13 protein-coding genes are annotated in these 13,918 nt (G+C 39.9%); 12 read left to right on the top strand and 1 reads right to left on the bottom strand.

Annotation, left to right across the window (positions count from 1 at the left end):
* The first annotated feature begins 22 nt into the window (after positions 1–22).
* Positions 23–1,369, top strand: a complete 1,347-nt coding sequence (glmM, locus tag NSQ34_RS01085) for a phosphoglucosamine mutase (RefSeq protein ID WP_034284242.1) — start codon at positions 23–25, stop codon at positions 1,367–1,369.
* A 575-nt stretch (positions 1,370–1,944) separates the two neighbouring features.
* On the top strand, positions 1,945–3,747 hold the full coding sequence (gene glmS, locus NSQ34_RS01090) for a glutamine--fructose-6-phosphate transaminase (isomerizing) (protein ID WP_061110476.1): 1,803 nt from the start codon (positions 1,945–1,947) through the stop codon (positions 3,745–3,747).
* 265 nt (positions 3,748–4,012) lie between these two features.
* Here glmS and NSQ34_RS01095 read toward each other — a convergent pair whose 3' ends face one another.
* On the bottom strand, positions 4,013–5,113 hold the full coding sequence (locus NSQ34_RS01095) for a P63C domain-containing protein (RefSeq protein WP_061110475.1): 1,101 nt from the start codon (positions 5,111–5,113) through the stop codon (positions 4,013–4,015).
* 510 nt (positions 5,114–5,623) lie between these two features.
* Here NSQ34_RS01095 and NSQ34_RS01100 point away from each other — a divergent pair.
* The 10 genes from NSQ34_RS01100 to skfF all read left to right on the top strand — a co-directional run bounded on the left by NSQ34_RS01100 (position 5,624) and on the right by skfF (position 13,899).
* Entirely contained in the window at positions 5,624–5,980 is a 357-nt protein-coding gene (locus tag NSQ34_RS01100) for a DUF2200 domain-containing protein (protein WP_061110474.1), read from the top strand.
* A 162-nt stretch (positions 5,981–6,142) separates the two neighbouring features.
* Entirely contained in the window at positions 6,143–6,334 is a 192-nt protein-coding gene (locus NSQ34_RS01105; protein ID WP_003217265.1) for a PLD nuclease N-terminal domain-containing protein, read from the top strand.
* 14 nt (positions 6,335–6,348) lie between these two features.
* Positions 6,349–7,266, top strand: coding sequence for an ABC transporter ATP-binding protein (locus tag NSQ34_RS01110; protein WP_034284237.1), 918 nt, complete (start codon positions 6,349–6,351; stop codon positions 7,264–7,266).
* On the top strand, positions 7,263–8,027 hold the full coding sequence (locus NSQ34_RS01115; RefSeq protein WP_342501009.1) for an ABC transporter permease subunit: 765 nt from the start codon (positions 7,263–7,265) through the stop codon (positions 8,025–8,027). Before NSQ34_RS01110 ends, NSQ34_RS01115 begins: the two co-directional genes overlap by 4 nt.
* 115 nt (positions 8,028–8,142) lie before the next feature.
* The gene (locus NSQ34_RS01120; protein ID WP_061110473.1) at positions 8,143–8,535 is read left to right on the top strand and encodes a RidA family protein; all 393 of its coding nucleotides are present in this window, start codon (positions 8,143–8,145) and stop codon (positions 8,533–8,535) included.
* Between the two features lie 259 nt (positions 8,536–8,794).
* Positions 8,795–8,962, top strand: coding sequence for a sporulation killing factor (skfA, locus tag NSQ34_RS01125; protein WP_061110472.1), 168 nt, complete (start codon positions 8,795–8,797; stop codon positions 8,960–8,962).
* A gap of 64 nt (positions 8,963–9,026) precedes the next feature.
* A complete protein-coding gene (gene skfB / locus NSQ34_RS01130) occupies positions 9,027–10,262 on the top strand; it encodes a sporulation killing factor system radical SAM maturase (RefSeq protein ID WP_061110471.1) in 1,236 nt (411 codons plus the stop codon).
* Complete coding sequence (locus NSQ34_RS01135) at positions 10,255–11,745, top strand: CPBP family intramembrane glutamic endopeptidase (RefSeq protein WP_061110470.1); 1,491 nt, start codon at positions 10,255–10,257, stop codon at positions 11,743–11,745. The genes skfB and NSQ34_RS01135 overlap by 8 nt, the downstream gene beginning before the upstream one ends.
* Before the next feature lie 17 nt (positions 11,746–11,762).
* Positions 11,763–12,485, top strand: a complete 723-nt coding sequence (locus NSQ34_RS01140) for an ABC transporter ATP-binding protein (RefSeq protein WP_061110469.1) — start codon at positions 11,763–11,765, stop codon at positions 12,483–12,485.
* Entirely contained in the window at positions 12,478–13,899 is a 1,422-nt protein-coding gene (skfF, locus tag NSQ34_RS01145; RefSeq protein ID WP_176967372.1) for a sporulation killing factor system integral membrane protein, read from the top strand. The genes NSQ34_RS01140 and skfF overlap by 8 nt, the downstream gene beginning before the upstream one ends.
* Positions 13,900–13,918: the final 19 nt, after the last annotated feature.

Consider the following 13,918-nt stretch of genomic DNA (forward strand, 5'->3'; position numbering starts at 1 on the left):
GTAAAAAAGGAGCGATTGAAACATGGGCAAGTACTTTGGAACTGATGGTGTAAGGGGTGTAGCGAATAGCGAATTAACGCCAGAGCTCGCATTTAAAGTTGGGAGATTTGGCGGCTATGTGCTCACGAAGGATAAAGAACGTCCAAAGGTACTCGTTGGTCGAGACACACGTGTATCTGGTCATATGTTAGAAGGAGCGCTTGTTGCAGGCTTACTTTCAATTGGAGCCGAAGTGATGCGTCTAGGTGTGATCTCAACACCTGGTGTGTCTTATTTAACGAAGGCAATGGATGCTGAAGCGGGTGTCATGATTTCTGCTTCACACAATCCAGTTCAAGACAACGGCATTAAATTCTTCGGCGGTGACGGCTTTAAGCTGTCAGATGAACAGGAAAACGAAATTGAGCAGCTGATGGATCAGCCAGTCGATCAATTACCACGCCCAGTTGGAGCCGATCTTGGAACGGTGAACGACTACTTTGAAGGCGGTCAGAAATACCTGCAATTCTTAAAGCAGACAGCGGACGAGGATTTTACAGGTATTCACGTGGCGCTTGACTGTGCACACGGTGCAACCTCTTCTCTAGCGACACATTTATTTGCAGATTTAGATGCTGATGTGTCCACAATGGGAACATCTCCAAACGGATTGAATATCAATGATGGTGTAGGTTCCACTCATCCAGAGGCACTTTCTGCTTTTGTGAAGGAGAAGGGTGCAGATATTGGTCTTGCGTTTGATGGTGACGGTGACCGTTTAATTGCAGTCGATGAAAAAGGTGATATCGTAGACGGCGATCAAATTATGTACATATGTGCACGTTATTTGAAGGATGAAGGCCGGTTAAAGGATGACACCGTCGTGTCAACGGTCATGAGTAACCTTGGTTTCTATAAAGCGCTTGAGAAGCAAGGCATTAAGAGCATTCAAACAGCTGTTGGGGACCGCTATGTGGTCGAAGCGATGAAAAAAGACGGCTATAATGTCGGCGGTGAGCAGTCAGGTCATTTGATTTTCCTTGATTATAATACGACAGGTGATGGCATGCTTTCTGCGATCATGCTTGTGAATACGCTCAAAGCGACAGGAAAAACATTATCAGAGCTTGCAGCGGAAATGGAAAAGTTCCCGCAGCTTTTAGTGAATGTGAAAGTGTCTGATAAATATAAAGTAGAAGAAAATGAAAAAGTAAAAGCGGTGATCCAAGAGGTCGAAAAAGAGATGAATGGTGACGGCCGTATTCTTGTTCGTCCATCTGGAACAGAGCCGCTCGTACGTGTCATGGCAGAGGCGAAAACAAAAGAGCTGTGTAATGAATATGTGGCTCGAATTACAGCTGTTGTGAAAGAAGAAATGGGTATTGAGTAATAGATGAAAGCAAATCGCAAAACTGCGGTTTGCTTTTTTTTGAATAAACGACATAAATGGATGGATTTGTACGAATCTTATAAGCGAGGGCAATTTGCCGCTGCCTTCATACATAGGAGAGCACATCAAAGGTAGAACGAGACAAGCCTCATCGCATATAGTGTATGGAGGTCTCACTTTCTCAAATGAAGGGGATCACCCGCACATTGTGATTGACGGAGGTCAGACCTTATAGTACAATCATCCTTGTGTTACTGGATTTTTATTCTATCAGGAAAGGCAGGGTAGATGTTCAGAAACTCTCTTATAATTATAGCGCCCGAACTAAGCGATCGGACGAAAGATGCTTAGTTGACGAGGATGGAGGTTATCGAATTTTCGGCGGATGCCTCCCGGCTGATCAAAAAAAGAGATCACAGCCGTAAGTGTTTCTTTAAAGCAAAGAGGTGACTCTTTGTACAAAGGGAATACACATGATCTCCCAAATTAAACATGTAGAGAGGGACGAAGAAATGTCCCTTCTATTTTAGTAGGCTTTCTTTGTCCCTTTCACATGATCGGGAGGAAGAAAATTTATGTGTGGAATCGTAGGTTATATTGGTCAGAATGATGCGAAGGAAATCTTACTAAAAGGTTTAGAGAAGCTTGAGTACCGCGGGTATGATTCAGCAGGTATCGCTGTGGCAAACGAAGATGGCGTGCATGTGTTCAAAGAAAAAGGACGTATCGCTGAGCTTCGTGAAGTCGTGGATGCAAACGTGGCATCTTCAGCAGGAATCGGACATACACGCTGGGCAACTCACGGTGTACCAAGCCATCTAAATGCGCATCCGCATCAAAGTGTTTCTGGCCGTTTTACGCTTGTTCATAACGGTGTCATCGAGAACTATGTACAATTGACACGCGAATATTTACAAGACGTCACACTAAAAAGCGACACAGATACAGAGGTTGTTGTTCAAGTCATCGAACAATTTGTAAACAGAGGTCTTGATACAGAGGAAGCTTTCCGTCAAACGCTTCTTCAACTAAAAGGCTCTTACGCGATTGCCCTTTTCGATAACGAAAACAAAGAAACAATCTATGTGGCGAAAAACAAAAGCCCATTATTGGTTGGTTTCGGCGAAGATTTCAACGTTGTGGCTTCTGACGCAATGGCGATGCTTCAAGTAACAAACGAATATGCGGAATTAATGGATAAAGAAATGGTCATTGTCACAAAAGAAGAGGTTATTATTAAAAACCTTGACGGTGATATCATGACACGCCCTTCTTATATCGCTGAGCTTGATGCAAGCGACATTGAGAAAGGCACATATCCTCACTACATGTTAAAAGAAACGGATGAACAGCCGCTTGTTATGCGCAAAATCATCCAAGAATATCAAGACGAAAACGGCAAACTTTCAGTCACTGGCGATATCGCAAGCGCAGTAGCAGAAGCAGACCGCATTTACATTGTGGCTTGCGGAACGAGCTACCATGCTGGACTTGTCGGTAAACAATACATTGAAGACTGGGCAAAAGTACCTGTAGAAGTCCATGTAGCAAGTGAATTCTCTTACAACATGCCGCTTCTATCGAAAAAGCCGTTGTTCATCTTCCTTTCGCAATCTGGAGAGACTGCGGACAGCCGTGCTGTACTTGTTCAAGTCAAAGAGCTTGGTCATAAAGCATTAACGATCACAAACGTACCAGGATCTACGCTTTCTCGTGAAGCGGACTTCACATTGCTTCTTCATGCAGGACCAGAAATCGCAGTGGCTTCAACAAAAGCCTACACAGCACAAATCGCTGTACTTGCAATCCTTGCATCTGTTGCAGCTGAATTAAATGGTCAATCTCTTGACTTTGATCTTGTGAAAGAGCTTGGGATTGTAGCAAACGCAATGGAAGCCCTTGTGGATCAAAAGGATGAAATGGAACAAATCGCTCGTGACTTCTTCACAGTGACACGTAACGCATTCTTTATCGGAAGAGGACTTGACTACTATGTGTGCCTTGAAGGTTCACTAAAACTAAAAGAGATCTCTTACATCCAAGCAGAAGGCTTTGCTGGCGGAGAACTCAAACACGGCACAATTGCTTTAATTGAAGAAGGCACACCGGTCATTGCCCTTGCAACACAAGAGCACGTGAACCTCAGTATTCGCGGTAACGTCAAAGAAGTTGTTGCACGCGGAGCAAACCCATGTGTCATCTCACTAAAAGGCCTAGAAGACGAAGGCGACCGTTTCGTCCTTCCAGCTGTACACCCAGCACTTGCACCACTTGCATCTGTTGTCCCATTACAGCTAATCGCTTACTATGCAGCCCTTCACCGCGGGTGTGATGTGGATAAACCACGTAACCTTGCGAAGAGTGTGACGGTGGAGTAGGTTTCAATAAAATCGGATTTTTGATAGCTTTGGAATAAAACTATAGTGTTTATAAAAAATGTCCTGTTTAAAATAAAGTTATACCGGTTTTAATAAAGTTGCACCATTTTGCCCCTTTAGATTAATATAATCTAAAGGGGTGTTTTTATATCAAATAGAAGGTTGAGGAACAGAAATTGGTTCAGTTTATAAGCCATGGTTAGAATTCAAAACGTTTATTCATGGGGAAGTTTACTCGTTTGAAAAGAATTTAAACAAGCTTTTATCAGATTTGAATATCGTCTAGTGTCAATTGGTATTGTTCTTGCATTTGTTTTATCTTTTTAATTTTATCGTTAAACACTAGTTCGAATTTTTCTTTGAAATCTTCCATGTCTGAGGATAGTTTCATAACAGGGATGAGACTTTCAAGGTGTTCTCTTAAAAATCGAATACCTTTTTCTTCAGATAAATATCGATGGATGTGATGTTTTCGCTTACTGTAGTATTTATCTGTTTGTAATAGAGGGTTTTGTTTATCAATTTCATCCCAAACATTTGGAGGAAGCAAGTCGTACACATACTTCCGAGTGAACTTTGAAAAATACAAGGGTCTTTTGGATGTTGTGGGATCATAAGGCAAATTATAAAGACGGAAAATTTGTTCAAAATACTCACTTCGGAATTCTCTTGAATAAGGCCGTAATTCTTCTGCAATGAACTGTTCTAATAGAATTTGTAATTCATCTTTACCACGGACTTCTTGATAATTTGTAGCCTCATCAATTAAGGCTGTAATTCCAACTTTAGCTAAGGCACGTAAAAGAATCTTAGCTTTTTCTAATACATGCTTTTGATTAGTTGAAATTAAGTCTTGTTTTTCAGCTTCCATGTATAAATCACAGATTATCGTAATAGTGTGTGCGTTATACCATTTTCCAGTTGTTCCATTAAATTGTGCTACTTCAAAAGGCATTATTTGTTCTAAATAATTAGGGTTAATTTCCATCAATAAATTAGCTAAAGATTTAGACCCTATAATTGGTGGGAATCCTTCAATTCTTGTTTCTCCTTTACGCGTGCGATCTAAAGCACTGAATAAACTTGTATCTTTAATCACACGTCTTCCATCATCTAATACAGAGCCAGTAAGTACCGTATCCCCTATATTAAATTTTGATTCGTTAACAATTGCGCGAGGTAACTCAATAAATTTTTCTTTTGTTAACTTATTCAAATTTTCTCGTACAAATGTTTCTTGAGTAAAATCAAAATATTTATCACCATTTTCATAAATAGCTACAAAAATCTTTGCATTATCAACTTCATAATAACCAACTTGAATCGAATGAGGCATTTTTAAACATTTCTCTACAAAGTTTATCATGGTTTTTCCTCCTTGAGAATTTACTTACTTTTAATAAATCAACAATGTCCAACTTATAAATACGATTATTAAAAAAACGGATCTTTAATATTTAGAGGTAATTAAATGCTAGCAATTTAACCAAATCCATCTCCAAATGAATAGTTATATCCAGCCATTACATGTTACCATTTTTATAGTTGGAATCTTGATTGTAAATATACATAAGAAGAGCTATTTGGTAGTCGTTTTTACCGAGAGTGCTATTTTCTGTTTTAGTAGAAAGGCTAGGGACGTATTATTCAGTAGAAATACTTCTGACAACACGATTTATCCATACTATTCGTTTTTATCAAAAGGGTGGCAACAAGGAATTTTGCAAGTATTTCAAACTTGTATAAAGCTAAGTGAGCACCAACACTTGTACTGCTTTAATTCGACATTTCCATTTAAATACCTTTTTATTGCTTTAGCATATGCCCTTGAGAAAGCATGACAGGTTAATATTTAACAAAGAAAGAGAGCAGACACATGACCAAACCTACAATCTACACAATGAGCTTTGCAAAAGTCTATCCTCTCTATATCGCAAAGGCAGAGAGAAAGGGACGAACGAAGGCTGAAGTCGATACGATTATTTGTTGGTTAACAGGGTACAGTCCAGAAGAGCTGCAGGAACAGGTAGACAAACAGATAGACATTGAAACCTTCTTTGCTGAGGTTCCTGAGCTCCATCCTTCCCGCAGTTTAATCAAAGGAGTCATCTGTGGTGTACGGGTAGAGGACATTGAGGAAGAAACCATGAAGAACATTCGTTATCTAGATAAGCTGATTGATGAGTTAGCGAAAGGAAAGAAGATGGAAAAGATTTTGCGAGGTACATCATGAGAATAACAAGCAAGCCCAGTGAAATAACCTTCACTGGGCTTTTTTATATCTAATAGATCATTCGATCGATAAAAATAAAATCTGTTTGAACGAATCCTCTCTTCATGTCGTCAAAAGAAGTGTTACCAAAACAAATTGGCGTTTGAAAAGGGAGTGGCGTGGATGGATATGAAGATGATATTACCTCTTATTTTGCTGCAAGCGATTTTGATGGTGATTGGTTTGTTTGATTTGCTGAAAAGAGATCCATCGAGGATCAGAGGAGAGGTGAAGTGGGTTTGGGCTTTGGTGATTGTGTTTGTGGCGAGTGCCGGTCCTATTGCGTATTTCATTTTTGGTCGTAAACAATCTTAGTAGGGGGGATTCGCTTGAATATGTTGGAGTGTCACGGGCTGACGAAATCGTATGGACGGCATGAAGTGTTAAAAGAGGTTTCTTTTTCTGTTGGGGAGGTTGGATGTGTTGGTTTTTTAGGAGCCAATGGAGCGGGGAAGACAACGACGATCCGGATTTTGACGGGGCTTGCTCGTCCTACTTCTGGGGTCGTGAAGGTGGCTGGTTTGGATGTCGCAAAGGAGATGGACCAAATCAGTCATGTGATTGGGTATTGTCCGCAGCATCCTGCATTTTATCAGGATATGACGGGGCAGGAGTGGATGCATTGGGTTGGCGGGTTATTTCACTTAGAGAAAAAAATCATTCGTTCCAAAACAGAGGAGCTGTTGAAGCTTTGCCGGGTGTATGAGGCGAAGGATCGTGCCATTGGCAGCTATAGCGGAGGCATGAAGCAGAGGCTTGCCATTGCGCAGGCGCTTATCAACAGCCCGAAGGTTCTCATCTTGGATGAACCTGTGTCTGCACTTGATCCCATGGGGAGAAAAGACGTACTGACATTAATTGAGCATCTGAAACAAGAGATGTTGATCTTTATGTCAACCCATATTTTAGATGACATTGAACGTGTGGCAGATCATATTATTATGATCAACAGTGGCAAAATTGAGATGTCTTCTTCCATGAAACAGATCAAAGAAGACTATATCCAGCCAGTGATTGAATTTCAATTAGAACAACAGGATACGAAATTATTGGCTTTGTTAAAAGAGCGGGATTGGGTGGAGGAATGCTTTGAGACAGGAGATGCTTATCAGGTGCGAGTGAACGATCAACAAATAGCATTGAAGGAGCTGCCTCGTCTTATCACTGAATCTGGCGGTGTTCTCCTCCATTATCGACTATCTAAGCTGACGCTTGAAGATATTTTCATGAAGGTTGTGAATGCATGATGATGTTGAAAAAGGAATTTAGGGAGTTATTCACTAGTTATAAAATGTTGTTTGTGCCAATCATTTTTACAATTTTAATGATTACGCAGCCTATTACGCTCAAAATGCTGCCAGATCTTCTATCGAAATCAGCTAATTTACCTGAAGGGTCTACATTTTATATACCAGAGCCAAGTGCAGGAGAGGCTTTGGCGAGTGCATTGAGTAAATTTGATTCGCTAGGTGTGTTTATCCTGATTATGATCGTGATGGGGACGATCGCTGGAGAGCGTGCCTCTGGAGTGACTGCGATGATTATGGTGAAACCGATCAGTCGAACGAGTTATTATGTCTCGAAAATATGCGCCTATGCCTGTTTGACTTTGTTTAGTTTGGTGGTGGCGGTGCTTGCCTCTGTTTATTATGTGGACATTCAATTTGGGCATGTGGATTGGGTCAATGTGTTAAAAGGAACACTTCTTTATTATCCAAATTTATTGCTGATTGTGGTATCGACCATTTGTGCTTCGGCGTTCTTTCAACGTTCTGTCACAGCTGGCGGTGTGTCGCTTTTGATCAACCTTATTCTGTTTACTGTCCCTTCATTTTATGAAGAGACATTAGGGAAGTTTGCACCTAAAGGCGTGACAAGTGCAGCCGAAGAGATGATTCATAAGGGGACTTATTCGGATCAGGCACTTACAAGTTTTCTAGGTGTATCGGTATTAATTGTTTTCTTTTTTCTCATCGGATGGTTTCCTTTTAGAAAACAAGAGTTATAGCAGGCTGTTGCGATTGTTTCTGAAAGTTTACTATGAGTATAAAAATCTGAATACGGTTGAAAGTTTGATATGATGATAAAAATTGACTGTATTTTCAGAAAAGAGGTTTTTATTCATGAGAATATCACGTAATCCTGAGACCATTCACCCGCCAGTTGCACCATATACCCATCAAATAGAGACAACAGGGCCACAGCGGTGGTTAACCTTATCAGGTCAAGTGGGGATGGAGGTGGATGGAACAATTCCCGAGAGCCCGTTGGAGCAGCTCGAATTAGCGTTAGAGAATGTGAAACGAAATATAGAAGCGGCAGATATGGCTGTGGAAGATTTAACGAAACTAGTATTTTATCTCGTTGGAGAGTTCGATGCTGAGAGCAGGAAACAAATTATGGGGCAGTTTTTAGGCGATCATCTGCCTTGTATGACAATGATTTATGTGGTGGCATTGGCTTCTCCTGCTTTAAAGGTAGAGGTGGATGCTTGGGCGTGTCAGGAGATGGTATAGGGTGAACGATTAGTTTGAATATGGTTTGTAGATGGAATAGGTTAGTTCAGAAATCACTAAAATAGAAAATGCGAAAAAAGATTGGATAATCAAATCCAATCTTTTTTTAATTACCATCTATATTAAAATTACTTTTAAGTATAATTTTAGAATATTTTACACAATTCCCCTTACTTCGACATTTTTCATATGGTAATATCAGGGTGCATAGGAGATGGGTCTATTGACACTATGCAAAATTTAAGAGGAGGTTTTACTTATGACACGAAACCAAAAAGAATGGGAATCTGTGAGTAAAAAAAGCCTTAAGCGTCCAGGGGGTACTTCGATTGTAAAGGCTGCTGGATGTATGGGGTGCTGGGCCTCGAAGAGTATACCAATGACGCGTGTTTGTGCACTTCCACATCCTGCAATGCGAGCTCTTTAATGAGTAACATAGGGAGTTATGCATACATTGCTAACTCCTTATTCTATAAAAAGGGGTGTTTTTTATGTCGAATAATCAAATTGCAGAATATGAGTTACCTGAATTAGGCATCCATTTACAGCCTCATGGGGCCGTCATGATAGATAGAAAATCGATGTATTATTTTAGATTGAGTGGGAGAGGCGCTCAACTTGCATTTCTATTATCTAAGAATAAAGATTTAAGTAAAACTGCTCGAATTTGGGAGATCGTTAAAAAAGAAGAGCTGACGGCTGATCAGTTGCGTGAAGAGTTGAGTGCCCATCCTTTTACAGAGGCTTGGACACAGGGGTTATTGGATCAGCCAATTCAATTTTCTGGATCGCTACAATCCTATTTACCTATTAGCTGTACTCTGCAATTAACCAATGCCTGTAACTTAGGTTGTTCATTCTGCTATGCCAGTTCGGGGAAGCCTTATCCCAATGAGTTAACATGTTCACAATGGATCGAGGTAATGCAAAAGTTAGCAGCCCAGGGAGTAGCTGATGTTACTTTAACTGGGGGTGAAGCAAAGTTAATCAAAGGTTTTAAAGAGATTGTAATGGCTGCCAGCTCATTATTTACGAATGTAAATGTGTTTAGTAATGGACTAAACTGGAGAAATGAAGAAGTAGAACTTCTTAGTCATTTGGGCAATGTAACTGTACAAATTAGTATTGACGGTACGAGCGAAACTCATGATTCATTAAGAGGAAGAAAAGGTGCTTTTCAAGAGAGTATGGAAACGATCAAACATTTAGCAGAAATGAATGTCCCCGTAATTGTGGCAATGACGATCAATGAAATAAACGTTGATCAAGTTACAGAGGTTATAGATCATTGTGCAAGAGTAAATGCTGCCATTTTTCGTGCTGGAAAGACTTTATCCGTTGGGCGTGCTACAAAGAACTTTAAAGCACTGGAGAAGTCATTTGAACAGCGTGTTCAAAGTCAATTACAGCAGGCACGTCATAAATGGGATCAACACCTGAATATAATAGACTGGGAACACGAAGAAAGTTCTTTTACAACTGATTTTTGTACGCCTGGTTATCTGGCCTGGTATATCAGGGCAGATGGGTATGTGACACCTTGTCAATTAGAGGATATCTCTTTAGGTCATATTCTAACAGATTCATTTTCTGATATTGGCTCACCAGCACGTCTAATGAAATTGAAATGTGAAGCAAAAAACTGTAAATGTATTGGGAAAGTTGAACTTTCAGAACCAGACCTTCCATTTGAAAATGAGATGAAAGCAGGAGCTGTACATGAATAGTTTTACTATCATTATGTGGACAGCTCTAGGAGTGATAGGACTTGTCCTATTCATGAAGTATAGAGTATCAACTATAGAATCAAATCTTTTAGATAAAAGTGAGGCAAGAAAAGTCAGTATCGACTTTATTAAAGAATTTGTAGGCGTGGATGTAGAAGAATGGGATGTTTATTCAGTCTATTGGTATGACCATGAAACCGTGAATAAACTACATCATCTAGGTTTACTGAATAAAAATCGACGTATACTTCACGAAATGGGCTTGGTAGAGTCATGGCGTGTTCGCTTTGTTCATCAAAATCAATCATTCGTCATAGGAGTAAACGCAAAACGCGAAGTTACTTTTTTTTACGCCGATGTAAGGCAAACTTCATTACCTCATAAAGGTGCTCAAATATCATTAGAAGGATTAAAAGAACAATTAACTTATTCTTCAAAGGGATTATGGGCTAAGACCAAACCAACTGGTTCAGGTTCAAAAGAAGAGGATTTTCGTGAAATCAAAACGTATTGGTATCTTGCTGAAAAGGAAGATATTCGACTTAAGGTAACAGTTGAAATGCAATCTGGTGTGATCACTTATATCGGCACAGATACAGAGATTCTAACAGATCAAATGAACAAAGTAATAAGAGATGAACAAGTTGAGTCTACTTTTGGCATCTCAGGTATGTTAGGGTCTGCCGCTGCGATGATCATTGCTATATTAGTTTTAGTCTTAATGAATGTCCAAATTCAAATCACATTAAGTCTTATACTGGGTTTGATTATTGTACTAGTGCAATCTCTCACAATAAAGGAGGATATACAACTAACGATAGTAAATGCTTACGATGCTAGGATGAGTGTTCATACTGTTCAATTACTTGGCATACTATCTACTTTGTTTGCAGGATTATTGACAGGATTTGTAGTATTTATATGTTCATTGGCAGGAGGTGCTCTTGTGAATGAATTAGGACTAAAATTTCTAGATCAAAGCATTGTCCAGATATTTATCGGTCTTAGCGCCGGAATAATTAGTTTAGGTATCACATCACTTGTTTTTTATTTGTTAGAGAGAATGAATCGATTACGTATATCACCAGAATTATCAAATAGGAGTATGTTCTTATCCGGCTTTACCTTAAGACAAGGGCTTAATATGAGCCTGCAAAGTTCAATTGGAGAAGAAGTCATTTACCGACTCTTAATAATTTCTTTAATATTTTGGTTAAGTGGGAGTATGATATTGTCCATTTTAATATCATCTTTACTGTGGGCAATTATGCATCAGGTGACAGGATATGATCCAAGATGGATTCGCTGGACGCATCTTTTTGTTTTTGGGTGCTTCCTTGGTTTTCTTTTTGTGAATTATGGATTTATTAGTGTACTGGCGGCACATTTTGTTCACAATTTAGTGCTCGTTTGTATGCCCTTATGGCAATTTAAACTTCAAAGATATATACATACCAAGAAGCCTCAGCATACATCACTCTAATCAAAGGGAGAGATTTGATGCCATTCATGGAGGTTCAGAATGTAAGCAAACGATATAGCAATGGTGATGGGATAGAGGATTTGTCGTTTTCCATCGAAGCAGGTGAGGTTGTGGCACTGCTTGGGCCTAATGGTGCCGGGAAGACGACAACGATTCGATGTTTAACGGGTCTATATAAACCAGATGGAGGGGAAATTCTCATAGAGGGTTTCCCGCCTGGTCATGCCCATGTTCAAAAACAAGTCGCGCTTATTCCTGATCACCCCTATTTGTATCCAGACCTAACGGCTGCTGAACATGTTCAATTCCGTGCACGTGGATATCATAAAGGCTTAAAACAGATCAAGGAAAAGGTATATGGAGCGTTGAAAGAAGTAAATATGGAAAAAAAGATGAATGAACTGTGCGGAAGGCTGTCAAGAGGCCAAAAGCAGCGTGTCGTCTTAGCAGGAGCCATTGTTCAAGATGCCTCCCTTTTTATATTAGATGAACCGACTGTCGGGTTAGATATTCCGTCTAAACAGTGGCTGTCTAATTGGCTGAGACAAAAAAGCAGTCAAGGTGGGTCGGTCTTTGTGTCGACTCATAGTCTGGAGTTCGTTCTCGATACAGCCAGCAGGGTGGTATTGATTCGAGACGGTGCCATCATGAAGAGTATGGATGTTCCTCAAATAAAGGAAGAACAGGTTGAGTGGAGGGCAGAAGTCATTCAACTTCTGGGGGAGTGGTCAAGTGAATAACACACTCTCCCTTTTATGGATGAAATCTCAAAGGCGCTTGATCAGTAAAAATCAAGAAAAGAAAATGCCTTTTCTGATCTTACTTCTTTTCATAGCGGCAATTGGTTTTCAGCTAAGTGCAGTTTCAAGTATGGGTGATTGGAATACGGGTACAGCTGGATGGATCATTATCTGTTTGTTTGTTCTTTATACGGGGTTTGGCTTGTTTACAAATCGGCTGCCTAGTCAGATGAACGATATCATTTGGTTATATGGAAATGGCGCTTCTCTATGGACGGTTGTTATCAGTGTGTGGATGTATCACATTTTCTGGCGAGGGGCTCTTCTCATTATCTCTGCTTTGACTGCGGACCTTCTTCTGTTTTTTATGACGCAGCAGTACCCGTTTCTGCTTGGCAAATCACTTATCCTGACAGGGCTGTTATGTTTGGTCGAAACTTGGATGATTGCGGTGTCTTGTGCTAGAACCATTAGAATATATAAGCGACTGCTCTTACTCGGCTTTGTATTGATGTTTTTCAGCTATGCACTGCTTGTTTTAAATCAATTAATGATGAAACAGCCCTCATTGATGAACTTTGCTGATTCTTTGATGTTTCAATCTGGACGTATGATCGAAGAGTTCTCCATTCTTTCTGTCTTCATTTTTATTGGAGTGATGTTTCTATCTTTCATGATGATGTACAAGGCTAGTCATCGTTTAGAGATGAAGGAGTCTTTAGTCAAGGAAGCAGTATTTTGGGAGGAATTTGAGGGGAAACATATTCAATCAAGTCCAATCGTTCAAAAAAAGAGCAGGACATGGTGGGGACTTCCGGCATTAACGGGCATTTGGGCTTTTCTTTGGATTGAATTATTGCTGATAAAAAAGTATATGATTTTCCATGTACTATCTACTATGCTGTTAATTGGTACTTACTATGTCGTCTTTACTTATTTTTCAGATTGGCTGAATCTATTCTTGATCGTCATTGCGGCATCCGTTCTTTTTAGTTCATATTATGCAGGGATTGTAAGACACGCACAAACAGGAGTGCTCTACCTTTTTCCAGGTGTTTTATATCAAAAAATCATTCTGTTAGAGGTGTTTCAAACTTTTTGGCTGTATGCGTTCTACTTGATTTCTCTTTATTTGGCTGAAATTCAGGATGTATTGTATTGGACCTTATTTGGTGGAGGAGTTTATATATGGTTTTTGGCCATACGGCTCTTTGCCTTTATGCAGCCTCTGAGACGAGAAATGAGTTTTGCTTTGGCTGCCTATTATCGATCATTGCTATTTGCGTCTGTGATCAGTGCGATGGTCATGATTAGTATTCATCTCATCACTAATGGCTTGTTGACTACAATTGTATCCCTAGTGGCTGGGGCTGGATTTTATGTGCTTTGTTATCGATACCGTGCGGTTCATTAAAAAGAGGAGTTGATTGTAA

This window comes from Bacillus sp. FSL P2-0069, assembly GCF_038593315.1.
In the GTDB taxonomy this organism is placed as follows: domain Bacteria; phylum Bacillota; class Bacilli; order Bacillales; family Bacillaceae; genus Bacillus; species Bacillus safensis.